General features: G+C 37.2%; 19 protein-coding genes and 1 pseudogene. 16 read left to right on the top strand and 4 right to left on the bottom strand.

Features of this window, described 5'->3' with window-relative positions:
- Positions 1–36: 36 nt before the first annotated feature.
- The 10 genes from LO754_RS21650 to LO754_RS21605 all read left to right on the top strand — a co-directional run bounded on the left by LO754_RS21650 (position 37) and on the right by LO754_RS21605 (position 11,407).
- On the top strand, positions 37–1,332 hold the full coding sequence (locus LO754_RS21650) for an arsenite/antimonite efflux transporter (RefSeq protein ID WP_435892044.1): 1,296 nt from the start codon (positions 37–39) through the stop codon (positions 1,330–1,332).
- Between the two features lie 89 nt (positions 1,333–1,421).
- Positions 1,422–3,173, top strand: coding sequence for a methyl-accepting chemotaxis protein (locus LO754_RS21645; RefSeq protein WP_024361392.1), 1,752 nt, complete (start codon positions 1,422–1,424; stop codon positions 3,171–3,173).
- 215 nt (positions 3,174–3,388) lie between these two features.
- Positions 3,389–5,131 (top strand): methyl-accepting chemotaxis protein, encoded by a 1,743-nt coding sequence (locus LO754_RS21640; RefSeq protein WP_024361391.1) that lies wholly within the window; start codon positions 3,389–3,391, stop codon positions 5,129–5,131.
- Positions 5,132–5,502: 371 nt separating this feature from the next.
- Positions 5,503–6,078 (top strand): YdcF family protein, encoded by a 576-nt coding sequence (locus LO754_RS21635; protein ID WP_025220740.1) that lies wholly within the window; start codon positions 5,503–5,505, stop codon positions 6,076–6,078.
- 81 nt (positions 6,079–6,159) lie between these two features.
- Complete coding sequence (locus tag LO754_RS21630) at positions 6,160–7,857, top strand: M3 family oligoendopeptidase (RefSeq protein ID WP_231785235.1); 1,698 nt, start codon at positions 6,160–6,162, stop codon at positions 7,855–7,857.
- A gap of 340 nt (positions 7,858–8,197) precedes the next feature.
- Positions 8,198–9,277, top strand: a complete 1,080-nt coding sequence (locus tag LO754_RS21625; RefSeq protein WP_024361388.1) for an AI-2E family transporter — start codon at positions 8,198–8,200, stop codon at positions 9,275–9,277.
- A 14-nt stretch (positions 9,278–9,291) separates the two neighbouring features.
- A complete protein-coding gene (locus LO754_RS21620) occupies positions 9,292–9,909 on the top strand; it encodes an NUDIX hydrolase (RefSeq protein WP_024361387.1) in 618 nt (205 codons plus the stop codon).
- A gap of 198 nt (positions 9,910–10,107) precedes the next feature.
- Positions 10,108–10,572 (top strand): hypothetical protein, encoded by a 465-nt coding sequence (locus tag LO754_RS21615; protein WP_025220739.1) that lies wholly within the window; start codon positions 10,108–10,110, stop codon positions 10,570–10,572.
- 19 nt (positions 10,573–10,591) lie between these two features.
- Entirely contained in the window at positions 10,592–10,783 is a 192-nt protein-coding gene (locus LO754_RS21610; RefSeq protein ID WP_024361385.1) for a hypothetical protein, read from the top strand.
- Between the two features lie 18 nt (positions 10,784–10,801).
- Positions 10,802–11,407 carry an alpha/beta hydrolase gene (locus LO754_RS21605; RefSeq protein ID WP_231785234.1) on the top strand — a complete coding sequence of 202 codons (606 nt, stop codon included), beginning with the start codon at positions 10,802–10,804 and terminating at the stop codon, positions 11,405–11,407.
- Between the two features lie 55 nt (positions 11,408–11,462).
- Here the strand turns inward: LO754_RS21605 and LO754_RS21600 are convergent, their stop codons facing one another.
- The 3 genes from LO754_RS21600 to LO754_RS21590 form a co-directional block, all read right to left on the bottom strand.
- A complete protein-coding gene (locus LO754_RS21600) occupies positions 11,463–13,571 on the bottom strand; it encodes an MMPL family transporter (protein WP_231785233.1) in 2,109 nt (702 codons plus the stop codon).
- A gap of 170 nt (positions 13,572–13,741) precedes the next feature.
- Complete coding sequence (locus LO754_RS21595; protein WP_024361382.1) at positions 13,742–14,758, bottom strand: inorganic phosphate transporter; 1,017 nt, start codon at positions 14,756–14,758, stop codon at positions 13,742–13,744.
- A gap of 20 nt (positions 14,759–14,778) precedes the next feature.
- The gene (locus LO754_RS21590) at positions 14,779–15,303 is read right to left on the bottom strand and encodes a DUF47 family protein (protein WP_231786369.1); all 525 of its coding nucleotides are present in this window, start codon (positions 15,301–15,303) and stop codon (positions 14,779–14,781) included.
- Positions 15,304–15,825: 522 nt separating this feature from the next.
- On the opposite strand from LO754_RS21590, the gene LO754_RS21585 reads away from it, so the two are divergent.
- Both LO754_RS21585 and LO754_RS21580 read left to right on the top strand, forming a co-directional pair.
- A complete protein-coding gene (locus LO754_RS21585; RefSeq protein WP_024361380.1) occupies positions 15,826–16,512 on the top strand; it encodes an ABC transporter ATP-binding protein in 687 nt (228 codons plus the stop codon).
- A 1-nt stretch (position 16,513) separates the two neighbouring features.
- Positions 16,514–17,833 carry an FtsX-like permease family protein gene (locus tag LO754_RS21580; RefSeq protein WP_231785232.1) on the top strand — a complete coding sequence of 440 codons (1,320 nt, stop codon included), beginning with the start codon at positions 16,514–16,516 and terminating at the stop codon, positions 17,831–17,833.
- A gap of 41 nt (positions 17,834–17,874) precedes the next feature.
- Here the strand turns inward: LO754_RS21580 and LO754_RS21575 are convergent.
- Positions 17,875–19,034 (bottom strand): annotated as a pseudogene (locus LO754_RS21575) (class I SAM-dependent methyltransferase).
- Between the two features lie 190 nt (positions 19,035–19,224).
- On the opposite strand from LO754_RS21575, the gene putP reads away from it, so the two are divergent.
- The 4 genes from putP (at position 19,225) to LO754_RS21555 (ending at position 25,635) form a co-directional block, all read left to right on the top strand.
- Positions 19,225–20,712: a sodium/proline symporter PutP gene (gene putP, locus LO754_RS21570; protein ID WP_231785231.1), complete on the top strand. Its 1,488-nt coding sequence runs from the start codon at positions 19,225–19,227 to the stop codon at positions 20,710–20,712.
- Between the two features lie 272 nt (positions 20,713–20,984).
- Complete coding sequence (gene hflX / locus LO754_RS21565) at positions 20,985–22,271, top strand: GTPase HflX (protein ID WP_024361376.1); 1,287 nt, start codon at positions 20,985–20,987, stop codon at positions 22,269–22,271.
- Between the two features lie 487 nt (positions 22,272–22,758).
- Positions 22,759–24,246, top strand: coding sequence for a peptide MFS transporter (locus LO754_RS21560; protein WP_024361375.1), 1,488 nt, complete (start codon positions 22,759–22,761; stop codon positions 24,244–24,246).
- 261 nt (positions 24,247–24,507) lie between these two features.
- On the top strand, positions 24,508–25,635 hold the full coding sequence (locus LO754_RS21555) for a M20 peptidase aminoacylase family protein (RefSeq protein WP_024361374.1): 1,128 nt from the start codon (positions 24,508–24,510) through the stop codon (positions 25,633–25,635).
- The last annotated feature ends 8 nt before the right edge of the window (positions 25,636–25,643 follow it).

Below are 25,643 nucleotides of genomic sequence, written 5' to 3'. Positions count from 1 at the left end.
ATAAGCAAATGTGGAAATTTATTAAGGAGGAGAATTGTGCAAACCTTATTAGCAATCGTTATTTTTTTAGTGACGTTATTTTTAGTCATTGTGCAACCACGTAAATTATCTATTGGCTGGTCTGCCTGTATTGGTGCAGCATTTGCCTTAATGCTGGGCGTTGTAACATGGCATGATGTTGTGGCGGTAACTGACATTGTGTGGAATGCTACATTATCATTTATAGGCATTATTATTATTTCTCTGATTTTGGATGAAATCGGATTTTTTGAATGGGCTGCATTACATATGGCACGACTTGCAAGAGGTAGTGGCATTCGTTTATTCATCTATATAGGTTGCTTAGGAGCGATTGTTTCAGCACTATTTGCGAACGATGGTGCAGCATTGATATTAACGCCAATCGTATTAGCGATGGTAAGAAAGTTAAACTTAACAGAGCAAAAGGTTTTTCCGTTTATTATTGCAAGTGGATTTATAGCAGATACAACATCATTACCACTGGTGATTAGTAATTTAACAAATATTGTATCAGCGGATTTTTTTGATATTGGCTTTATAGAATATGCGGTGCATATGGTAGTGCCGAATATCGTTTCTTTAATAGCTAGTATACTCGTGCTATATGTTTTTTTCAGAAAGGCTATTCCGAAGCAGTACTCGATGGAGGCGGTGGTTCAACCAACTATTGCCATTCGAGATAAAAAATTATTCCACATTTCTTGGTACGTTATAGCAATATTATTAATTGGGTTTTTATTTAGTGAATATTTTATTATTCCAGTGTCATTTATTTTATGTAGTGTTGCGATAATTTTTTTATGGTTGGCACAGAGAAGTAAAAATATTGATACGCAGAGGGTTATGAAAGGTGCTCCGTGGAGTATAGTGTTCTTTTCAATAGGAATGTACGTAGTCGTTTATGGTTTGAAAAATGTAGGGCTTACGGGGTTGTTAGCCGATGTGTTAGAACATGCCGTTCAGCAAGGCTTATTTGTAGCGACACTAACGATGGGATTTGTAGCAGCCATTTTGTCAGCCGTTATGAATAATTTGCCGACGGTGATGATAGATGCTTTAGCTATTGCTGAAACAAGTGCGACAGGAACAATCAAAGCAGGACTTATTTATGCTAATGTAATAGGCACAAACCTAGGGCCTAAAATAACACCGATTGGTTCCTTAGCTACATTGTTATGGCTTCATATATTGGCGCAAAAAGGCATTAAAATCAGTTGGGGTCAGTACTTTAAGATAGGTATTATCCTAACGATCCCGACACTGCTTGTTACATTACTCGCATTATGCGCTTGGCTAGCAATAATATTATAGTATTAAAGTCAAAATAGTTGAAAAAATAAATTTTTAGGTAATAATTAGTTATTATACTAGCAAAATGAAGAAGGAAAGTGTGCCAAAATATGAGCAGAGCAAATAAGTTAAGTAATAAAATTATTTTAATTTCATTAATGACATTAGTCGCTTTATTAATTGGTTTTATCGTCACGACGATTTACACAGCAAAATCATCTGTTAATAAAACAATGGGGTCACAGGCAGTAGCGGTAGCAGAAAACATTGCAAAACAGTTAAATGCGGATGATTATATTGAGCTTTCGAAAAAACCATCGGAGTCTAAACTTTACTGGGAGCTAAGAGAGCAATTAAACGATTTACGAGAAAAAAATGGCGTGCTTTATGCTTATACATTTGCGGTACCAACGGAAGATCAGAAAGTAAGATTTTTAGTTGATGGTATGCCTAAAGATGACCAAGAAAATGCAGGTGCTATCAATTCGGAATCATCTTCTACTTACTATAAGGATCTTGAAAAAGTAATGGCTACAGGTAGCTATTATTCCGCAATATTACATAGTAGTGACTTTGGAGATTATTTATCGGGTACGGTGCCATTAAAAGATGAATCCGGTACGATTGTTGCCTTTGTTGGTGTAGATATTGATGCAACACAAGTAAGTGGCGTAACGAATACGGTATTAACTTCAGTTTTACCAGCCCTTATTGCGATTATGTTCGTATTAACGGTGGTTGGAATGGTCATCATGTATCGTTATATTAACCGTTCATTAAAACCACTCAGTTCTTTAGGGGAAGCAGCTGAATACTTTGCACGTGGTGATATTGTTCAAGCAACGGAAGCAGTCGAGAAACTACAGTTTAAAGGTAAAAATGAAATTGCCGTTTTCGCCAATGCTTTTAAGGAATCGCTGATAAAATTAAAAGACACTTTCCAAACGATTCAACTTCGCACGGTTGCTTTACGAGAGGTTGTTGGCAAAATAGATGCTACTTCACAGCAGGTTGAAGCATCAAACTCAAAAATTGCAGACCGTATTATTGAAATTGCGGCAGGTAGTGAACAGCACCAGCAAAACAATAATGAGGTTTTGTTAACAATGAATGAAATGTCCATTGGCATCCAACGTTTAGCTGATACAACTTCTGAAATCGCTGAGTCTTCCAGTGCAATGACGGGATTAGTAGAGTCCAATGTAAACCATTCTCAAGAGGTTATTTCGCAAATCCAAAATGTTGAATCTTCTGTGTTGCGTACAGCAGGACATGTTGAAGAGATGGGCAATAAATTCCGTTCAATTGAAGATATGGTGCTAGTCATTACCAATATTGCCGATCAAACAAACCTACTTGCATTAAATGCTGCTATTGAAGCGGCGAGAGCTGGGGAAGCTGGAAAAGGCTTTGCAGTAGTAGCAGATGAAGTACGTAAGTTGGCTGAAATGTCTAAGACTTCTGCTGATGATATTCAAAAACATTTAGTAAGCTTTAAAGATATTACGGACCGTGCTCTTTCTGAAATGGCACAAAGTACGGAAGATGTGCAGGCGGGGAATGAAGCGGTGCAACAAATTGGTACAAGCCTTTCACAAATTTTACAATCGGTTGCAATGGTTAACAATAAAATTCAAGATGACTCTGCAGTAATCGAAGAAATGTCAGCCGGTTCAGAAGAAATCTTAGCGACGATAGAGCAAATGCAAAATATTGCGCAGCAAAGTGCCTTAGGTACGAAAGAAGTTGCAACTGCTTCAGATTTACAGGTGGCAATGGTTTCAGAATTAAATGAAGTAGTAGAAATTTTGGAACGCACATCTAAAGAGGTAATTGAAGCGATTAATACATTTAAATTATAAAGAATATCAAAAAACTATTTTTCTACGCATTGTATCCCTGTAGAAAGATAGTTTTTTTTCTGTGCGAAAAAATGTGTATATTAGCATATTTAAACGAAAAGGTGAGTATTCTACACATTTATTGTGAAATACATATTGTGTAAACTATAAAACCATTCCATAATATAGATTAATATTAATGCTTTAAATGAACGAAGTAAAAAGGGGTGTAAAGCATGAAATTTTTACGTTCAATACAGGGGAAATTAATTATCGTTTCAATGGCATTACTAATAGTGCCGAGCTTAATCATTGGTATAGTCAGTTATGGGAAAGCAAAGGATGGTATGGAAGGTTTAGGCGAACAAGTTATTCAAAATAGTGTTGAGTCTACTTTACAATTAATCGAACTTGCAAATGAAAGTGTAGAAAAAGGTGACATCCCTTTGGAGGTTGCGCAGGAAAGAGTACGAGAAGCGCTGCTTGGTCCAAAGGATAGTGAGGGAAAACGACCAATTAATTATCCTGGTAATCTAGGAGAGTATGGTTATATCTATGTTTTAGACGACAAAGGAACATTAACTACACATCCTACTCGCGAAGGGGATAACTTGTGGGATGATCAAGATAGCAGTGGAAAGTATTTTATTCGTGATGTAACCGAGCGAGCATTACAAGGCGGTGGCTTTACGGAATATGAGTTTACACTTCCAGGTCAGGACGTATTAGCGGATAAAATCATCTACTCTGCAAAAGATCCACATTGGGGATGGATTGTCGCATCTGGTACATATATGCAAGATTTTAATAAGGAAGCTAATTCATTGTTATTGGTTATTGGTCTAACATTATTGGGTGCCATTATTATTGGTACCGTCATTGTAATTTTTGTGTCTAGACATTTGGCTTTACCAGTTAAAAACTTATCGAAGCGTGTCCATGAAGTGGCACAAGGTAATTTAACCGTTGAAATTGAAAACCTACAACGATCAGATGAAATTGGTCAATTGAATACTGGTTTTAATGATATGGTAGATCAATTAAAGACACTAATTACAGATGTTGAGGAGGCCATTGTCGAAATTCAATCGACTTCGTCCAATTTAACAGCCGTTGCAGAGGAAACAAATGCTTACGGTGATGAAATTGTCAAAGCGATTAATGAGGTATCAAGAGGGGCAGTGAAACAAGCATCAGACGCAGAGGATACAAATCGTACAGCGATTGCATTTGCACAGCAAATTGTAGAGCTACATGATAAAAATGAATTAATGTTGGATGCTTCTCAAAAAATGAAGCAGTCCAATGAAGAAGGGCTTGTGAATTTAAACAGTTTGAAACACAAATCACAAGAATCTTCTGCGCTTATTAACAGTGTTCAAACAGTGTTCAATAGCTTAATTGTTAAAGTAAGAGAAATTGAAGGTATTGTGGGCACAATCAATGAAATTTCCGATCAAACGAATCTTCTTGCATTAAATGCATCGATTGAAGCGGCGCGTGCTGGTGAGCATGGCAAAGGCTTTGCTGTAGTAGCGGAGGAAGTACGTAAGCTAGCAGATCAAACATCTGTTGCAACAGATTTGGTACGCACGACGTTACGAGGTATTGAAAGTGAAACGAACTTAGTAAATGATGAGATGCAAAAAACAAATATCATTGTCCGTGAGCAAAATAATTCAGTTAGTATGATGGAATCTTCATTTAATGAGATAGAAGCGTCTGTCGGAGAGATTATAGTAAATATTGGAGAGATGACGGCGGGCGTAGAATATTTAAATAGCTCTAAGGAAGATATTATGCAATCGATTGAAAGTATCGCGCTGATTAGTGAGAAAAATGCAGCTTCCTCAGAAGAAGTCACAGCATCAGTTGACGAGCAACAGAGAGCTATTCAGCTTATTAGCGAATCATCTAATGATTTAACAGACGAAATTTCAGCATTACAGGAATCTATTCAACGTTTTACAATAAGATAACCATTTAGAGGCTGGGACATAACTAAAAAAATTAAAGAAACGAGGAAAGCTGTTCATAAATTTTTGCTATATGGAGAACTAGCTAACTTAGCTATTCTTGCTTTTGCAATAAATAAAAATTTAGTAGGGTTCACTAGTAGTTAGTAGCGGAGGCGGTGACTCCTGCGGGACGCACGCAGCGTAAGACGCTGGCATTCCGCGCGTTAGCTAGGGTTGCGGCTTACGTGTGCTGAGCGGAAAGCACGGCCTAAGCGGACAACGGCGCAGCAAAAAAGGTGTTAGATTGATGGCAGTCAATCTAACACCTTTTCTCTTTTGTACAAGCATCTTTTTTATAGGCAAGACGTTGTTAGTATAAAGGGGTGTTGCATATGAAAAGGTGGATAGTGGGAGGCATCATAATTGTTGTTTGTATAGGTAGTGCTCTTTATATATGGTTAGGACAAGAAATGAAACGAGGCACACAGCCAGTTGCAGATGGAACAGCACCATATGTTATCGTGCTTGGAGCAAAAGTAAAGCCAGGTGGTGTGTTATCACTATCTTTAAAAAGTAGATTGGAAGAGGCTGTAACCTATCTCAATCAATACCCGCATGTTAAGGTAATCGTCTCGGGTGGACAGGGAACAGATGAGGATAGAACAGAGGCATCAGCAATGTTTACCTACCTAGAAGACAATGGCATTGAAGCTGAACGAATTTTAATGGAAGAGCAATCCACATCGACATATGAAAACTTATTATTTTCAAAAGAATTACTACCAGCAGGGACAAAGCAAATTACGATTGTCTCGAATGATTTCCATTTACAACGAGCGAAGTATTTAGCGAATAAGCTTGATTTAGAGGCAGATGTCGTTGTTGCCAAAACCCCAAAATCTGTGGAAGCGAAGTTAACACTACGGGAAAGAGCTGCATTATTAAAAACATATATCATTGGTCATTAATGATATATTTACTTTCTTTCCATTATATATTTGGCATATAATAGAAATATAATGAGTAAACGACAGAAAGAGGGTACTTCTATGACAACGTTTAAAGATTATGTATACAGCCGTCCGAACGTGGAGGCGATGAAAGAGCAACAGTTAGCTTTAATCGAGCAATTTAAAGAAGCACAATCGGTTGAGGCACAAAGCGAACTAATTGAAAAATTAAATGAACTGAGTAATGAATATGCGACAATGGCAAACCTCGTCTACATTCGAGCATCGATTGATACCCACGATTCATTTTACCAAGAAGAACGTGATTATTTTGATGAAGTAGGCCCTGAGCTTGAAGAAATTACAACCGAATATTATAAAGCATTAGTCGCTTCACCATTCCGCGAGCAGTTAGAAGAAAAATGGGGGCAACAGTTATTTGATTTAGCATCCTATCAAATTAAAGGATTTTCACCTAAAGTCATTGATTTAATGCAAAAGGAGAACAAACTAGTATCAGAATATAATAAACTAGTTGCTTCAGCACAGATTGACTTTAACGGTGAAACATTAACGCTAGCACAGCTAGGACCTTATACAGAATCGACAGATCGAGCAATGCGTAAGGCTGCTACAGAAGCTCGTTTTGGCTTTTTTGCTGAGCATGAAGCGGAATTTGATCGCTTATATGATGAGCTAGTTAAAGTGCGTCATGAAATTGCTGTAAAATTAGGCTATAAAAATTATGTAGAGCTTGGCTATATCCGTATGAACCGAATTGATTATAATGCTGAAATGGTCAAGAAATTCCGTGACCAAGTACGTGATTTAATCGTGCCAGTTGCAACAAAACTATTTGAGCGTCAAGCAAAGCGAATTGGGATTTCAGACTTAAAATTTTATGATGAAGCTTTAAACTTCTTAACAGGTAATGCTACGCCAAAGGGTGATGCAAATTGGATAGTGGCAAACGGTAAAAAAATGTATGAAGAACTATCTCCTGAAACGGGTGAATTTTTCAACTTTATGATTGACCATGACCTAATGGATTTAGTTGCGAAAAAGGGGAAAGAAAGTGGCGGCTATTGTACGTTTATTGAAAATTATCATTCGCCGTTTATTTTCTCGAACTTTAACGGTACATCAGGTGATATTGATGTGTTAACACATGAGGCTGGACATGCCTTCCAAGTATTCTCAAGCCGTGATATTGGCATCCCAGAATATTTATGGCCAACATATGAATCATGCGAAATCCATTCAATGAGTATGGAGTTTTTCACATGGCCTTGGATGGAATTATTCTTCAAAGAAGACACCGAGAAATATAAATTTACACATTTAAGCAGTGGCTTATTATTTCTTCCTTACGGTGTTGCTGTTGATGAATTCCAACATGTTATTTACGAAAACCCAGAGATGACACCTGCTGAGCGTAAAGCTGCATGGAAAAAAATCGAGCAAACCTATTTACCACACCGTGACTATGATGGTAATAGCTATTTAGAGTCAGGTGGTATATGGCAACGTCAGGCACATATTTATGCAAGCCCGTTCTATTATATCGACTACACGTTAGCACAAATTTGTGCGTTCCAATTCTGGAAACGTTCACGTGAAGAGTTTGACGCAGCATGGAAGGATTATATCCATTTATGTGGCTTAGGCGGTTCCATGTCATTTACAAAGCTTGTGAAGGAAGCGGGCTTAATTTCTCCGTTTGAGGATGGCTGTGTAGAATCAGTAATCGGTGTGATTGAGGACTACTTAAATTCAGTGGATGATACAAAGTTGTAGATGTTAGATAGAAACTGTGCAGAGCTAATATAGTGGCTCTATAAGAAATTAGCAAGTGTTAGATTGATTGCAATCAATCTAACACTTTTTTGCTACGCCGTTATTGTCCGCGTCTTACGCTGTGTGCGTTCTCGCGGGAGTCACCTCCTTCGCTACCAACAACTAGTGAACCCTTCTAATTTTTTATTTATTGCAAAAGCAAGAATATGTTTTCTATAAAAATTGTCCAAGATAAGTTGTTTTTTTGCTTGTTATCTATGTAATCGATACTAGGATACTTGCGAAATGGTTAATATATAAGTAGTATTTTCAGTAACTGTGATAAAAGGAAGTGAAGAAAGTGACGAGGAAGGTATGGTTCCAGGTAGGTATAGGGATTTTACTAGTTTTACTAATACTTAAATATTTTATAGAGATTCATTGGATTTTCACACCGCTTGCTATGATTTTAAAAGCGATTTTTGTGCCGTTACTACTTGGGGGTGTGTTGTATTATGTGACCGAGCCAATTCAACGTTTTTTAGAAAAGCGTAGATGGCCAAGGTGGTCGAGTATTTTAACAATTGTCGTTGGACTGATTGCCATAGTGGTCGGTTTTGGTTGGATTATTGGTAATCCGATTGCTACCCAGCTTAATAATCTGGCAAAAAATGCACCGATGATTAGTTCAAGCATTCAAGAGGCCGCTGATTATGTATTCAAAAATAAAGATAATTTCCCACCACAATTAAAAGATTTTATTGATTATCTTGCTAATTCTGTACAGGACATTGCGGTGGTAGCAAGTAAATGGCTTGTATCATTTATCCAATCACTGGTGTCAGTTTCTTTACTAGCGATTTTAATTCCATTTTTCTTCATTTTTATGTTGAAGGACCATGAGAAATTTGCGCCTTCCATTTATAAATATTTTACTGGTGAGCGTCGTGAATGGATTAAAAAGACATTAAGTGAGATAGATGATGTATTACGTAGCTATATTCAAGGGCAACTACAAATCAGTTTTTTACTAGCACTTATTATGTATGTTGGGTATTTAATAATTGGCTTAGAGTATTCATTATTGCTTGTGATTTTTGCCTTCTTTATGAATATGATTCCGTTTATTGGACCGTGGATTGCTCTTGCACCAGCAGTTATTGTAGCCGTAATTCAAGATCCGATGCTTGTTGTGTGGGTAAGCGTCGTTACACTTATTGCACAGCAGATTGATAGTAACTTTATTACACCGAATGTTATGGGGAAATCGCTTGATATCCATCCGTTAACAGTTATTACGATTATTTTAGCAGCCGGTAATATAGCAGGCTTTATTGGGATTATTATTGCCGTACCATTCTATGCGGTACTAAAGGTAATTGTTTCGAATATTTATGATGAACGAAATGCGATAAAGAAAAAGGCTACGAAGTCAGTATAGGGGTCGAATAAAAAGTGGAACAAGAAATTGTTAAAGTTTTTAATGAGCAGCATGAACAAATTGGAACGGCAACACGAGCAGAAGTACATGAGAAGGGCTTGTGGCATGAGACATTTCACTGCTGGCTTGTCAACGAGAACTATATTTATTTCCAAATCCGTAGTGGGCAAAAGAAGGATTATCCAGGGCTGCTAGATATAACAGCAGCAGGGCATTTACTAGCAGTTGAGACAGTGGAAGCAGGCATCCGCGAAGTAAAAGAAGAATTAGGGTTAACAATTAATATTCAAGACATCGTCAAAATGGGGATGACATCTTGTAGCATCGTATCTGAAAATATGATAGATAATGAATTTTGTCATGTCTATTTGTACCCGTTTGAAGATAATTGGGATGCATTTGAGCTACAATATGAGGAAGTTTCGGGTGTTGTTCGAGCACAGCTTGATGAAGCGGAAGCATTCTTTTTAGGGAAAACTGGCACGCTAAATATTGAGGGGTATGAATATTTCCCTGATGGGCAACGAGCTCGACTCGTGCGTCCTGTCAGTACAGCACAATTTGTGCCGTATCGTGAGCTGTATGTGGCGGATGTTATTGGCTTTGCCAAAAGTGCAATGTACAATCGATAGTAAAGTCACCAGCCATGAATAACGATTAGAAAATGGTCATCGGTATGTATGGCATATAGCATGATGTATGCTTTACGCTCATAAAGATAACTTCGAAATGAATTGAAGTTATGTTTATGAGCATTTTATGTCTATCTGTTAATTTATGTAGAAAATAAGCTATACTTGTATTTACAATGAAAGAAAAGGAGCATATATATGCTAACATTTGAACAAAAACAAGCGATAATTGAATCGTTTTCCGAATTAACGAAAAAAGAAATTTCGATGAAACGAGTGAATTATCATTATATGGACAGTTTGTTTGAAAAGACGATTGTCGTAGAAAAATTGCACCCAAATGGCAATGGTTTTGTCTTTGTAGGAGATTTATTGCGCTACGAAAATGAAGCAAATGATAAAGGACTAGTCAATATTCGCGATTATGATGAGCACCAGTTGCGTGCCATTATTGAAGATGCCATTACTTATTTAGGTGAGGAACAAGAAGCGGAAGAACCTATTATTGAAACTTGGCGTAATCGTGAAGGCGATCAATTAGAGCTTGCGTTTGAGCAACGTTCTTGGAATGTTTATCATCGAGAAAATTTAGAAGAAGCCTTTGGCACATATGATGCTGCAAAAGAATACTTACTAGAAGAAGGCTTTCGTAAAAAGAACTAAGTAATATGGGGGAAACGACATGAGTGGTAAAAAATTGGTAGGTATTGTAATTGTTGTTTTAGTCATTGCATGTTTATTTTCAGTTTTTACGATTCAAAATTTTTATAAAAATAATCAAGAACAGCCAAATAGTGAGAATCGTGAAATAAATAAGTCAAAAAGTTTGAATTTAATATTACCACAGGCTACAATTATCTCGAATTCAAGATAATTGAAAGGTGATGGGTTTATGCAACATTTATTTCATAAAGGTACAGATGAAACCAAGCCAACCTTATTGTTATTACATGGTACAGGTGGGGATGAGCATTCTTTAATCAGTCTTGCAAAGGAAATTGATCCAACAGCCAATATTTTAAGTGTACGAGGTAATGTATTAGAAAACGGTATGCCTCGTTTTTTCCGTCGCTTAGCTGAAGGTGTTTTTGATATAGAAGATTTAATCTTCCGTACACAAGAATTACAAAGCTTTTTGGTAACAGCAGCAGAGGAGTATGGTTTTGATCGTACGCGCATTGTAGCGATTGGTTATTCAAATGGGGCAAACATTGCTGCAAGTTTATTATTCCACTTTGAAGATGCATTGGCAGGGGCAATTTTGCATCATCCAATGGTGCCAAGACGTGGCATCGAACTACCTGCGCTTTCTAATATTCCGGTATTTATAGCAGCAGGAACCAATGATCCGATGTGTACTGCACAAGAATCAGAAGATTTGGAGTCGCTGTTATCGAAAGCGGGTGCTCATGTAACGACAGCATGGTTTAACTACGGACATCAGCTCACAATGCCGGAAGTAGAAGCGGCAAGAGCGTGGTATCAACAAAATTTTTAAACGTAAAATCCGAGAACAATGTAACTATATGTTCTCGGATTTTTTGTGTGTATCATTACTTTTTCTTAGCAAATGGTAGCCACCAGTTCCAATCACCAAATAGCTTCATAAGGCTCGGTACCAGCATAAGGCGAATAATGGTCGCGTCAATCGCGATGGCAATCGCAATACCAACACCGATTTGCTTTACAGGCATGACATCAGTAAAAGCAAATGCCCCTGTAATAACAATCATAATAAGTGCAGCAGATGTAATGATACGGCTAGTAGATGTTAGCCCATCCACTGTTGCACGTGTATTATCTGCACCTTTTTGATATTCTTCCTGTATGCGAGAGATTAAAAATACTTCATAGTCCATACTTAAACCGAAGACAAGGCAAAATACGATAACTGGAATAATAAGGACGATTGTTCCAGCCTCTATTCCAAAATGCCCATATTGGAAAATATAAACCAGTATGCCGAACGCTGAAGATAACCCGATTATATTCATAATGATTGCCTTGAGAGGAATTAAAATGGAACGGAAGGCAAGCATTAAAATAAAGAACGTTGACACGATAATGATTGAAACCGCAAATATTATTTTACTAGCAATTTCATCAAAAATTTCTTGATTAAATTTCCCTTGTCCACCTAGTTTGAAGTCAACATTTAAATCCTTGTCCATCCACGTTCTGGCGAATTGTTGTGCAGCGGAGGACGAACCAGCTACATTTAATGTAATCGGAATAAATAGCTGTGTATCCTTTGAAAAGGTATTAATGATTGGTTTTAATTGTTCTGCCACTTGTGGCGTTTTCAAGGAAGCTGTTAATTCCTCTGGTGATTTCATTTGGGCTGCTGTATAAATCGTTGAGACTTCATCAACGAGCGGATCGTTAAGCAGTTTTTCTTGTATATCAAAAAGTAGCTTGCGTCCTTGCTCGTTCTCCCAGCCATCTTGGCGTTCAGCAAGTAAATACAAAACGGATGTATCACCAAGCCCAAACGTTTCATCCAATTTATCGTAAGCTGCTCGGGCATCGTATTTGGGTGGTAAAGAATCTACTTGAGGTATAGCAAGTTTAATATCCTTTAACGGAATCATCCCGATACCAAGTAACAATAAAGCAACAATAACAATGGATACAGGTCGCTTCATAACAAAGCCGGCAAAACTGTGCCAACGATTCGTGCCACCTGGCTTTACACGTAATATGCGCCATTTATTTAGGCGATCTCCTAACACCATCATTGTCGCAGGTAATAAAGTGAGACCTGAAAGCACGGCGAACAATACGACAATTGTGCCACCTAAGGCAATATTGCGGAAGATTTCTACATCAATGACAATCATGGCACCAAGACCAATCATGACACAAACAGCAGAAAAAATAATAGAACGACCGGCTGTTTGGATAGCAATTTGTATAGCTTCGGCAATGCTAGAATGGTTACGCTCTTCACGATAGCGATTAATAAATAGCAGAGCGAAATCAATACTAAGGGCAAGTCCAAGCATTGGTACAATATTTAACACAAAAATGGATAAATTAACGCTACCACTTAGTAACGTCAACAGCCCGAATGCTGTGACAACGGTAACAACTCCGATTAAAATTGGTAAAATCGCAGCTACAACAGTACCAAAAGCAAGTAATAGCACAACAATAGCGATTGGTAAACCAATTGCTTCAGCGGATGCTAAGTCCTTTTGGCTGGCTTCATTAATATCCTCCGAAATCACAGGGCCACCTGTCACACTGATACCTTCTTCTTCAACTAAAGCACGAACCTCTTTGACGATAGCAGGCAAATTATCAATGTTATTTTTAAAATGTACCATGGCATAGGAAATGCCATTCTTTTGTAAAGTAGAATCATCCAATGGTGACTGAATGGAATGGACTTCTTCAATGTCCTCTAGCTTTTGTAGAGTGTTTTCGATTTTTTGATTGCTTGTTTGATCAAAAACAACCATGATTGTTTCTGCAGGTAAGTCGAATGTTTTGGCTAGTTCATTTGTGACATAGGTATGATCAGCTTCAACAAAAAAGCCATCTCCATGCAGTTTGCTAGGAAGCTGTATAGCAAACACAGCCATTGTGATAAAAATAACAATCCAAATGGCAACGATAGCTTTCGCATGTGCAGTGATAAAAGCCGAAAAATTTTTCATAACGATAAAGCATCCCCCTTTTAAACTAGTGTAAAGGATGTGTCACTTTTTGTCGTGTGACAAAGTAGAAAATCCTGCTCGCAGTAAATGGCGTGAGAATTGTATGAGAATTGTGTGAGTGCCTGTCACCAAAAAACGGCACTTTCTGGGAGCAGAGAGTGCCGTGAATTCTAAAAGAATAAAGATAATATAAAGTATATAACGGATGCCATTACAGCTGATATTGGCATTGTAATAATCCAAGTGGTTACAATTTTTCGTGCCATTCCCCAGTTAACACCACGAACTCGTTGTGCTGAACCAACACCCATGATGGATGAAGAAATAACGTGTGTTGTGGATACTGGTAAGTGTACTAATGTCGCACCGAAAATAACAGTAGCAGAAGCTAAGTCAGCTGCAACGCCATTTACAGGACGGATTTTCATAATTTTACCGCCGACCGTTTTAATAATTTTATAGCCACCAATAGAAGTACCAAGACCCATAGCGGTTGCAGCCGCTGCTCGAATCCAAAAAGGAATTTCATCTCCGGTATGCAAGCCACCTGCAATTAACGCCATAGTCATAATACCCATTGCTTTTTGGGCATCATTTGTACCGTGCGTAAACGATTGGATAGCCGCTGTAAAAATTTGCATTGTCCGGAAGCCTTTATTCGTACGATATAAATTTAAGTTTTTAAACCATAGTTTAAACAGCGTCATCATAAGAAAGCCGGCACAAATTGCAATGAGTGGTGACAATACTAATGCCATAATGATTTTTGTAAAACCGCCATAATTAAGGACGCTAAAGCCTGCAGAAGCAACTGCTGCGCCGGCAATTGAACCGATTAATGTATGTGAAGAACTTGATGGGATACCAAAGTACCAAGTAAGTAGGTTCCATATAATAGCTGAAATTAATGCGGCTAATATAACGACAGAACCAGTTGTATCTCCTTCAAAAGCATTTAAAGAGAATGGATCGACAATATCTTTTGTTAGCGCTTTTGCGACACCCACGAAAGTAATAGCACCGATAAAGTTCATCGTCGCTGCCATAATAATGGCAACACGTGGGGGTAATGCTCTTGTGGAAACCGAAGTTGCGATAGCATTTGCTGTATCATGGAAACCATTAATAAAGTCAAATGTTAGGGCAAAGATGACGACCAATACGGTTAGTATAATGATTGTATTCATTGTATTTGACCCACTCCTAGTTACGCGTTACGCATGATAATTGTTTCCATTGTGTTGGCAACGTTTTGACAATAATCAGCGATATCCTCAAGTTGTTCATAAATATCTTTAAACTTAATGATGCGGATTGGATCTTTTTCATTTAAAAATAATTGCTTAATAGAAGTTCTTTGTACTTCGTCGCATTCACGCTCATAGTCTTTTATTAGAATGGCATGTGGGCGCATGCCAATAAGATTCTTTTTCTTTAACTCTTCAGTTGCTTTAACAATTTCGTCGGCACTTTTAGAAATATAGCCTAAGAAAATGCGCATTGATTCGTCAACTTCTGTTAAGGAGAACATTTCGAAGTGGGCGATACAATGCTCCGTACCATCTAACACATCGTCCATACGAATAGCGAATTCTAAAATATCTTCTCGTTCGATCGGTGTCATAAATGATTTGTTTAGCATTACGATTAGTTCATGAATGAGTTTATCGCCAGCTGTTTCGTAATTTTTCATTGTAATGCTAATCTCTTTTAAGTCAGCTACACTTGTTATACGAAAATCATTTGCGTAATGTACGGCCTATCTCATATTTTCAGCAATTTTATGCAATGCTACAAAGAAAGGGTCTTGTTTTTTTGAGTTAAGCATGTAAATAGAATCCTCCTGGATATAGATAAAATAAACGACCTTTAAACTTTACTATCATAACAAAATCTTACGTTTATCTACATAAAATTTATCTTTCCTACACGAAACTTTACAATCCTGTAATATACATTTTGTTCACAAATATTAAGTGTTAGGGTGTGTTTGTTTATATTAATACAGTATAAATGCCTATATAACAAAGAATTTATTAATTTTAAAAATCTGTTTAGTACAGAGGTACCTCTTTTGAAGACCTCATTTTCACAAGCGATTGATTTTGAATTGTAAAGGAATTGTAAAGATAGATATCTTAACATTTCTTAGTGTTCCCTATTTTCTTAAGAATATCTTCATTTTTATCCTTCGTTAATATTAAGAATTGTTTTCTACAATAGAGAAGTAAGAGAAAGGGGCGTCAAGTCAAAAATGATTCAAGTCGAGAACTTACAACATACATTTTTAATTGGGAAAAAGGGTAAGGAAAAACATGTACCTGTATTAAAGGGCGTAAATTTTGAAGTGAAAAAAGGAGAGATTGTCGCAATTGTGGGCAAGAGTGGCTCTGGAAAATCAACATTGCTACAAATTTTAGCCGGGTTTATGAAAGCTGAACAAGGCTCTATTCGTGTGAATGGGCAACAGACAGAGAAACTCACTGAAACAGAAAGTGCAGCGTTTCGTTTGCGCCAGTTCGGATTTATCTTTCAAAACTTTCAACTTATGCCGGGTTTAACTGCATTTGAAAATATAGAGTTACCTTTGAAATTACAAGGTGCAAGCAAAGCTATTCGTAAAGAAAAAGTGAAAAAATTAATGGACAAAGTCGGATTATCGGCAGTAGCCGACCATTACCCAAATGAATTATCAGGCGGTCAGCAACAACGTGTAAGTATTGCAAGAGCGTTGATTACCAATCCTCCTATTTTGCTAGCGGACGAGCCAACAGGGAGTCTAGACTCTGAAACAGAGCAGGATATTTTACTCCTTATTCAAAGTTTAAATCGTGAGCTAGGCTTAACATTTGTCATTATTACGCACGATGAAGAAGTGGCAACAATTGCTCATCGTCGTTTCCGTATGTATGACGGTGAGCTTGTGAAGGAGGATGAATAACATGATATGGAAAGACCAATTGGATTTTGTTATCCAACATATTAAGAAAAATAAATTACGCGTATTTATGACCGTGCTGGCTGCAACAATGGGTTGTGCATTTTTAATTGTCCTTGCATCCGTAGGGTTTGGGCTACAGGATTCAATTCGTAACGAGATACTATCAGATGAAAATATAACTAAAATTCAAGTATATGATGGCTCACAATTTACAGAGCAACAGAAAGATGAAATCAAGTCTATCGAGCATGTTAAAACAGTACTTGAAACGAGTACAGTTAATGCAAGTGCGCACTCATATTTTGAAGATCGTGATACAAATTCAAGTCTAGTTATAACGACTATGTCAGATTTTAAAAGTGTAACTGGGAAACTTGCAAAAGGGAAGTTCCCAACAAAGCCAAATGAGATTATTGTAGGATACCATTTTGCTCAAACATTATTAAATGATGCAGAACGAGATGTCATTAAAGAAAAAAACAAAAAGGCTGAAATAGAAGGCACATACTATGATGGTAGTGAAGAAGGATATAAAAAATCTTTAATTGGTAAAGAAATTGAATTATCTTTAGCTTCCAATTCCAATGGAGCTTCTGAAACTGAAAAGGTGAAATATACAATAGTTGGTGTGACAAAAAAACCTTCTTATGATTGGATGATTGACAATACAGTCTATGTGGATTCAGCGCAAAAAGCAGCGATAGGAAGTACCCTTGCAGCATTAGATAAAGTAGCAGTAGATGAAGTATTTAATACGGAATTCAATATTTATGCGGATAGTCTAGAAAATGTTAAGCCTATTTTAGAAAAGTTAAAAGACAAGGGCTATAGCGTGTTCTCTGTGACGGAGCAATTGGATCAAATGGATGTATTTTTCCTTGTGTTGAAAATTGGTTTAATTTTTGTTGGGACAATTGCAGTGTTAATCGCCTCTATTGGGATATTCAATACGATGACAATGGCGGTTACAGAGCGTACACGTGAAATTGGGGTATTGAAGGCAATTGGCGCTAGTCCAAAGTTGATTCAACGACTCTTTTTAATGGAAAGCACATTTATTGGTATTTTAGGTACCGTTATTGCAGTTATTATTTCATATGTCATTAGCTTTACAGCAAATGCAGTTTTACCGTTAATTTTAAAAGCGGCGACAGGTGAAGATGCTTTTAGTTCATCAGATATTACATTTTCACTTATCCCATGGCAACTTGTTATCATTGCGTCTGCCATCAGTATTGGTGTGGCGATGATTTCAGGCTACCGACCAGCTCGTAAAGCAACGAAGATAGATGTTATTCAAGCATTACGACAAGAGTTATAAAAAGAACCCGAGGCACATAATGCGCCTCGGGTTTTCATAATTTACAAATAAGATGTTAGTTCATTTGCTAAAAATGGCTTTGCATTCAACAGGGTTACAAAGGCATCATACTTAGCGCGTTGTTGTGCGCTCGGCTTTTTGCCAGTATAATAAGCGCGAATTAGAATGTTTTTTGGTGTGTTCTCCATATCAATAAATTCCAACAACTGTGCTTCATAACCAACAAGTGATAAAATCTCAGCGCGAATGGAATCAGTCGCGAGAGCTGCAAAACGTTCGCGGACAAGGCCGTGCTGTAACATGACATCGAGTGCCGGTGTATCAAGTTGACGGTTTAGCTCATGTTGACAACAAGGGACACTTAATATGACACTTGCGCCCCATTTCACTGCGCGTGATAATGCCATATCTGTTGCAACATCACACGCGTGTAGAGTTACGACCATGTCTACATTCGATTCATCGTTATAATCATTAATATCCCCAACTAAAAATTCAAGTTGCTCGTAGCCTAAATCTTGTGCAATACGAGAGCATTCCTCGATTACCTCTTTTTTTAAATCTAAGCCAGTAACGCGAATATCCAACCCTTTTTCAATTTTTAAGTAATGATACAAGGCAAACGTCAAATAGGATTTTCCTGAACCAAAATCTAAAATACGGACTTGGCGATTTTTTGGTAAATAGGCTAAGGCATCGTCGATAAATTCAATGAAGCGATTAATTTGCTTGAATTTATCGTATTTTTGTTTTTTACTTTTCCTTCTTCGCTTTGTACACCTAAACGAATTAAAAAAGGATAAGGCGTGGACTCATCAAGTAAATAGTTTTTCTTACGATTATGTGATAAGTTTACTTGCTTCGGAGTAGCGGCTTTATCTGATTTCCATAAAACTTTATTTTTTTTCGATAGTTGCACGTGTACTTTTTCTTCTTTAAAGTCGATATGTGCTTGACGGAAGTCAGCAAAGAATAGTTCAAGTTTAGGCGGGAAATCGGCTAATAGGACATTCTCATGTTTTAAAATACGCTCATATTGGTATTCAATTTGTATATGATAAGCTTCTTTCAACATGATGGGCTTTAGTTTTATACGCTTTATTTCATTAGATTTCATTCGTGGTTGACTAATTGTAGCTGCAACGAGTTGTTGTTGGGAAATTTGGTCTAGAAGCAGTGTTTTCATTTCTTCAAATGTCATTTGTTTCGCCTTCTTTGTTGTGTAATAGATGGCATTAGTGTAACACAATTTTCTTCACGTTGTTTTTCATTTCAAATAATCGGTAAATCGAATATTCAGAAAATGGATTTTTGTTTTTGAACATTTTACGGTATATTAATAGTGAAAAGTATTCTATGCTACAAAATAATGTTCAAAAGGAGGAATGCTTATGTCAGATAATACTTATCAGCTAATCGCTATTATCATTTATATGATTGTCATGCTCGGAATCGGGTGGTATGCATTCGTTAAAACTTCAAATTTAACAGATTATATGCTAGGCGGTCGATCCTTAGGGCTTGCTGTTACAGCGTTGAGTGCAGGTGCGGCAGATATGTCAGGTTGGCTTTTAATGGGGCTTCCGGGGGCAATTTATGCTTCAGGACTTGTTGAAGCATGGATCGCCATCGGGTTAACAATAGGAGCTTATTTGAATTGGATGTTTGTCGCACCAAGATTACGGGTTTATACGCAAGTTTCAAATGACTCAATTACAATACCGAGTTATTTAGATAATCGCTTACGTGATCATACAAGATTAATCAGAATTGCTTCAGGACTCATTATTCTATTGTTTTTCACATTCTATGTTTCCTCAGGTATGGTAGCTGGCGGTAAGTTTTTTGACAGCTCATTTGGCTACGAATATCATACAGGTTTATTGATTGTATCAGGTGTAGTTGTTGCTTATACATTGTTTGGTGGTTTTCTAGCGGTGAGTTATACGGACTTTTTACAAGGTCTTATTATGTTTTTAGCACTGATTACAGTACCTTTATTTGGGCTATTTTTAACGGGTGGTCTTAGTGAAACAGTAGAATCCATTAAAACGGTAAACCCAGAACATTTAAGTTTATTACCAGCATCAGCGACAGCTGCAGCGATTATTTCATCGCTTGCATGGGGGTTAGGATACTTTGGGCAACCACATATAATCGTGCGTTTTATGGCGATTAGTTCTGTAAAGGAAACGAAACAGGCTCGTCGCATCGGTATTGGTTGGATGATTTTAAGTCTTATTGGTGCCCTTGCAACTGCATTAGTAGGTGTAGCGTACTATCAACAAAATGCAGGGGAATTAAAAGACGCTGAAACGGTCTTTATTGTACTTGGTCAAATTTTATTCCATCCATTTATCGCGGGTATTATGTTGGCTGCTATTCTAGCTGCAATTATGAGTACCATTTCATCGCAATTAATTGTCACTTCTTCAGCTCTCGTTGAAGATATTTACAAGGCGTTATTTAATAAAACAGCAAACGATAAACATTATGTGTTTATTGGGCGTATGGCAGTTTTAGTAGTAGCCGTAATTGCAGCAATATTAGCTTGGAACCCTGAAAATTCCATTTTAAATTTAGTAGGGTTTGCTTGGGCTGGCTTCGGGGCTGCGTTCGGTCCAATTATTTTACTATCATTATATTGGAAGAAATTGACGAATTATGGAGCGCTCAGTGGAATGGTGACGGGTGCGGCAACAGCCTTTATATGGGGTAAAATAAAGCTGCTTTCAACTACTTTATACGAAATCGTGCCAGGATTCCTTGTTTGTTTAATAGTAGCCGTTGTTGTAAGTATGGTGACTTATAAGAGAAATGCAGAAATCGAGGAAGAATTCGATCGTACTGAAACATTGTTAAAAAAAGAGCGAGGATAAGTTGATAAGAGTAAGCTAAAGTTAGTTTACTTATTTCTAATTAAACATAGTTTATCTACATTAAAGCATGCGCCCAATTTTCTAGTCTAGGGCGCATTTGTTTTTTTATAATGAGCAGACTATTTTTGATGATTCGACGTTGAAGTATGTGTATAAATAACGCTGCGGTGGAAGGAATCTTTGCCGACTAAAAGACACAGTTTAGGGTATTATATGGTAAGATGAAGAAAATTTGTTGTAGCAACACCAAGGCGTTGGTGGGAGGATTGTGAATGGATAAATTGAAAGAAGTAGATGTATTGTTAGAAAAGGCCATATTAGTTGGTGTTAATTTACGTAATGATAAGCATTTTGAGTATTCGATGGAGGAGCTTACAAATTTAGCTGAAGCTTTAAATGTGGAAGTGGTAGGTATCGTCACGCAAAATTTAGAGCGAGTCACACCATCTCATTATGTCGGGACAGGTAAAATCGAAGAGATAAAAAGTTTTTATGAAGAAGCACAAGCTAATCTTGTGATTTTTAATGATGAATTATCACCTTCACAAATCCGTAATTTAGAGCGCGATTTAGAGACGAAAGTCATTGATCGGACGATGTTAATTTTAGATATTTTTGGACGCCGTGCCAAAACACGTGAAGCACAAATGCAAGTTGAGCTGGCGCAACTTCAATATATGCTTCCACGTTTAGTCGGTTTACATGCTTCCCTAAGCCGACAAGGTGGTGGTACTGGTGGCGGTTTTAAAAACCGTGGAGCAGGTGAGACCAAACTTGAGTTAGATCGACGAAAAATTGAAGATCAAATTTCTAAAATAAAAAAAGAACTCGAGCAAGTAAAGGAGCAACGAGAAACCCAACGAAAACAAAGAAGAAAAAATGCTGTACCTGTTGTATCCATTGTGGGCTATACGAATGCTGGTAAATCAACGATTATGAACCAGCTCCTTGCTAAAATTGGACAAGAGGATCATAAACAAGTATTTGAGAAGGATATGCTATTTGCTACACTCGAAACGTCTGTCCGTTATATTGAATTACACGATAAGAAATCTTTTTTATTAACAGATACAGTTGGCTTTGTTAGTAAGTTACCGCATCATCTAGTAAAAGCGTTTCGTTCTACATTAGAAGAAGCGCGGGATGCAGATTTATTGCTCCATGTTGTGGATGTTTCAAATGCAGAACATGGCTTTATGATGGATGTTACAAATGAAACGTTAAAGGCGGTTGGAGTGGAAGGAATCCCTACTATTTATGTATATAATAAAGCGGACTTAGCAAATGTGCCGTACCCTGTTATCAGTGGGGACAATATTTGGATTTCTGCTAAGCAAGGCAATGGTTTAGATGAACTTTTACAAATTATACGTCAGCATATTTTTTCCGATTATGTAACTTGTAAAATGCTTATTCCATATGAGCAAGGAAATATTGTTTCTTATTTAAATGAAAATGCGACGATTTATGAAACGGCATATGAAGAAGCGGGCACATTATTAAAGCTTGAAGTAAAAGAAGCCGATTATGCAAAATATCAACATTTTGTTGTTAAATAACATAGAGTTAAAATATAAGTAAGCCAACACGTAGCTAGAAAAGTTGCCTAGCTTATTTCTATGGAAATGACACATATAACAGAATAAAGCTTGTGCGTTCAGATAAGGTCGCCATGTACCTTGTGATAACTCACAGTAATTGGAAAAAATGGGCTTTGAAAAAATTACAATCAATGGTGACTCTCGCCATTGATTTTTTTATTTGCAATAAATAAATTATTTTCTGATTATATAGTATTTTAAAATATTATATTTATATTTTATTTTTTTGATAAAGCAAAAAGTGCGAAAACGTAGATATTTCAATATATTTAAGAAAATATCAACTAATCAATCTGAATATAGAGAAAACTGATAAATTTTCAACATTTTTTAAAACTCTTGATAAAGTGATAAAAACGCTTTAGTATGATGAAACATAGTTTTTTATCCTTACTAATGGGTAATAATATTTTTAAGGAATAATAAAATGGGAGAGGATATTGTTATGTCTACTAAAGATGAAATTGTAAAATCCGTCCCTCAAAATGGTTTTGTCGGACACCCTAAGGGGCTCTTTACATTATTTTTCACAGAATTTTGGGAACGTTTTTCATACTACGGGATGCGAGCGATTCTAATTTTCTTCATGTATTATGAATTAAATGAAGGTGGATTAGGTCTTGATCGCGGTACAGCGAACTCCATTATGGCCATATATGGTTCCCTTGTTTATATGTCGGGTATTATTGGTGGCTGGATAGCCGATCGACTTTTAGGTACACGTAAAACGATTTTTTATGGTGGCGTATTAATTATGATTGGTCACTTCCTGCTAGCATTCCCTGGCGGTGTGACAATGTTATTTGCGTCGATGGCGTTTATTGTTATCGGTACTGGTTTATTAAAACCGAATGTCTCAAGTATTGTAGGGGATATTTATGCTGAAACAGATAGTCGTCGTGATGCAGGATTCTCGATTTTCTATATGGGCATTAATATGGGTGCATTCATTGCGCCGTTTATTGTCGGAACAATTGGACAAAAGTATAGCTTCCATTTAGGCTTTAGTTTAGCAGCCGTTGGTATGTTAATTGGTTTAATTGTTTTTAAAGTAACAGAGAAAAAATATCTAGGATTAGCGGGCTTACAAGTAAATAACCCGTTAAAACCAGAAGAACGTAAAAAAGTCTTTACACAAATTGCTATTGTAGCGCTAGTTATTCTTGTCTTAGGTGGTATCGGCATTAAAACTGGTGTACTAACAATGAATGTCTTTAGTTTACTTATTACTATACTTGGTGTACTTATTCCAACAGCTTTCTTTATTTATATGTACCGCAGTGAGAAAACAACGAAAGATGAGAAATCTCGTCTTCTGGCATACATTCCGCTGTTTTTAGCGGCAGTTATGTTTTGGGCTATTCAAGAGCAAGGTGCAACAATCCTTGCGACGTATGCAGATGAGCGTACACAATTAAATCTTGGTGGCTTCCAGTTGGAATCATCTTGGTTCCAATCATTAAATCCTTTATTTGTTATTACATTATCACCACTATTTGCGATGTTATGGCTAAAATGGGGCGATAAGCAACCATCCACACCACGTAAATTTTCTTATTCACTATTTTTTGCAGGACTATCATTTTTAGTGATGATGATTCCAGCACATCTATCTGGTGGACAAGCTTTAGTTAGTCCGTTGTGGTTAGTATTATCATTCTTTTTAGTAGTAGTTGGGGAATTATTATTATCTCCTGTAGGTCTGTCTGCAACAACGAAATTAGCTCCACAAGCTTTTGCTGCACAAACAATGTCACTGTGGTTTTTAACTAGTGCTGCGGCTCAAGCAATTAACGCTCAACTTGTTAAGGTATATGAGGTTGTAAGTGAATTCACATATTTCGGATTTTTAGGATCATTGTCAATTCTTATTGGCATACTCTTATTAGTACTTTCACCGATTATTTCTAAAGCGATGCGAGGCATTAATTAGTTGAATATGCTGGGATAATAGAGAAAAGTGTTAGATTGACTGCCATCAATCTAGCACTTTTTTGTTATGGCGTTGTTGTCCGCTACGGTGGTGCTTTCCGCGGGCACATCGTTAGTTGTTACAAAACTAAAAGGCATTACTACGCATCTTTTTTGTCTTTTGTGTAGTCTATTAGCTAGAAGATAATTTAATTTTCTGTAGAATAGGACTATTTTTCGTTATAATAATCTTACTAGTAACAATTTTAAGGGGTTGGTTGTCATGAAAGAAGCATTGGATCGTTTGAGGCCAAGATTAATGGAGATTTTCACGTATTTACATGCACACCCAGAAATAAGCTGGAAAGAGGTAGAGACAACAAATTATATTGTTGATCTGTTGACGCGTGAAGGATTTTCCCCACAACGCTTTAAAAATTGTACAGGGCTTTATGTTGATATCGGCAAGGGAAATCCAAAAGTGGGCTTACGTACGGATATAGATGCATTATGGCAAGAAGTAGATGGTGAGTTTAGAGCGAATCATTCCTGTGGGCATGATGGTCATATGACAATGGCAATTGGTGCACTCTTACTTTTGAAAGAGCAATCTCAGTTATTAAAAGGAACAGTACGTGTTATTTTTCAGCCAGCTGAAGAAAAAGGAACGGGCGCACTAGCTGTTCTAAAAGAAGGTATTATTGATGATTTAGATTATTTATTTGGTGTCCATTTAAGACCTGTCCATGAGCTTGAAGATGGTACATACTGTGCAGCGTTGTATCACGGCGCATCCCGTTTACTTGAAGGGGAAATTATAGGTGAGGACGCCCATGCAGCAAGACCGCATCTTGGTGTTAATGCAATTGAAGTTGGGGCAACGATAATAGAGGATTTACGCACTATTCATACAGATCCAATGGTGCCTGTCTCTATTAAGATGACAAAATTTCAAGCTGGAGGAGATTCGGGCAATATTATTCCGGGAAGAGCTGCCTTTACAATTGATATCAGGGCACAACGTAACGATGTCATGGAGACACTCGCTTTAGGTGTCAAGCGTGTAATCGATTCTTCAAAAATATTGCATAAAGTGCAAATTGAATTACAGACAGTTGCTAATATTGTTGCTGCTGAGGTAGATACGACGGCTCAATATATTATGGAGCAAGCTATTGTAAAGGCTGCTGGCCTGTCTAATTTGCGTAAGCCTGTACATACCCCAGGAGGAGAGGATTTTCACCATTATGCGGTGCAACGTCCGCACTTAAAATCAACTATGCTTGGTCTAGGTTGCGGATTAACACCAGGGTTACATCATCCAAAAATGAAATTTAAACAGGCAAGACTTGTAACAGGAGTGGAAATTCTTACAAACGCTGTATTAGGAGCATTAAAACTAGAACCATAAAGGAGGCA

Origin of the sequence: Lysinibacillus sp. GJ-1 (assembly GCF_021166035.1) — a bacterium.
Taxonomy (GTDB): domain Bacteria; phylum Bacillota; class Bacilli; order Bacillales_A; family Planococcaceae; genus Lysinibacillus; species Lysinibacillus sphaericus.
Note: the sequence above shows the minus strand (reverse complement) of the source record. Positions and strands in the feature narration are given on the sequence as shown.

Bases quoted from the DNA above. Each gene is read 5' to 3' on its own strand.
- LO754_RS21645 (WP_024361392.1), top strand. From the start codon at position 1,422: ATGAGCAGAGCAAATAAGTTAAGTAATAAAATTATTTTAATTTCATTA.
- LO754_RS21640 (WP_024361391.1), top strand. From the start codon at position 3,389: ATGAAATTTTTACGTTCAATACAGGGGAAATTAATTATCGTTTCAATG.
- LO754_RS21635 (WP_025220740.1), top strand. From the start codon at position 5,503: ATGAAAAGGTGGATAGTGGGAGGCATCATAATTGTTGTTTGTATAGGT.
- LO754_RS21630 (WP_231785235.1), top strand. From the start codon at position 6,160: ATGACAACGTTTAAAGATTATGTATACAGCCGTCCGAACGTGGAGGCG.
- LO754_RS21615 (WP_025220739.1), top strand. From the start codon at position 10,108: ATGCTAACATTTGAACAAAAACAAGCGATAATTGAATCGTTTTCCGAA.
- LO754_RS21610 (WP_024361385.1), top strand. From the start codon at position 10,592: ATGAGTGGTAAAAAATTGGTAGGTATTGTAATTGTTGTTTTAGTCATT.
- LO754_RS21605 (WP_231785234.1), top strand. From the start codon at position 10,802: ATGCAACATTTATTTCATAAAGGTACAGATGAAACCAAGCCAACCTTA.
- LO754_RS21600 (WP_231785233.1), bottom strand. From the start codon at position 13,571: ATGAAAAATTTTTCGGCTTTTATCACTGCACATGCGAAAGCTATCGTT.
- LO754_RS21595 (WP_024361382.1), bottom strand. From the start codon at position 14,758: ATGAATACAATCATTATACTAACCGTATTGGTCGTCATCTTTGCCCTA.
- LO754_RS21585 (WP_024361380.1), top strand. From the start codon at position 15,826: ATGATTCAAGTCGAGAACTTACAACATACATTTTTAATTGGGAAAAAG.
- LO754_RS21580 (WP_231785232.1), top strand. From the start codon at position 16,514: ATGATATGGAAAGACCAATTGGATTTTGTTATCCAACATATTAAGAAA.
- putP (WP_231785231.1), top strand. From the start codon at position 19,225: ATGTCAGATAATACTTATCAGCTAATCGCTATTATCATTTATATGATT.
- hflX (WP_024361376.1), top strand. From the start codon at position 20,985: ATGGATAAATTGAAAGAAGTAGATGTATTGTTAGAAAAGGCCATATTA.
- LO754_RS21560 (WP_024361375.1), top strand. From the start codon at position 22,759: ATGTCTACTAAAGATGAAATTGTAAAATCCGTCCCTCAAAATGGTTTT.
- LO754_RS21555 (WP_024361374.1), top strand. From the start codon at position 24,508: ATGAAAGAAGCATTGGATCGTTTGAGGCCAAGATTAATGGAGATTTTC.